The organism is Arcticibacter eurypsychrophilus (assembly GCF_001730525.1).
Classification (GTDB): Bacteria; Bacteroidota; Bacteroidia; order Sphingobacteriales; family Sphingobacteriaceae; genus Arcticibacter; species Arcticibacter eurypsychrophilus.
Genome location: NZ_MDFN01000079.1, coordinates 1 through 436, shown reverse-complemented (window position 1 = coordinate 436; position 436 = coordinate 1). Strand labels below are relative to the sequence as shown.

The following is a 436-nucleotide window of genomic DNA, read 5'->3' as shown; positions in this document are numbered from 1 at the left end:
TTTTATGAAACACTTTTATATATTAAAAGCTGTAATGTGCTTTTATATGCTTTTATTTTTGAATACTAACAGCTATTCACAAGTAATAGGCTCGAATTTATCTTATCCTATAAATGCCGGTACGCTAGTATACGGGAGTCAATATACTGATACAAAAAACAATTCTGCATCATACGGATTCGGAAATGATTATGGGATGCCGAGTGACGATATTTATTATAAGTTTACTTTAAACGTGGCAACCACTGTTTCCATTTCGCATTGCTCATCTTCAATTGACACTTATGTGTATTTACTAAGTAGTACAGGAAGTTTGCTTGCAAGCAACGATGATCGAGGCCCTCTTTGTCCTTTAACACTGCAAGCATCACTTCAAGTTGAACTATCTCCAGGCGTATACTATGTAGTTTCTGAAGGTTGGATTACAATCACTGGC

1 protein-coding gene is annotated in these 436 nt (G+C 35.6%); it reads left to right on the top strand.

Translation table 11 applies throughout. The features are described 5' to 3' along the window. Window positions 1-58 precede the first annotated feature (58 nt). On the top strand, window positions 59-436 hold a 378-nt coding region (locus BFL47_RS19045; protein WP_170827367.1), incomplete at its 3' end, for a pre-peptidase C-terminal domain-containing protein.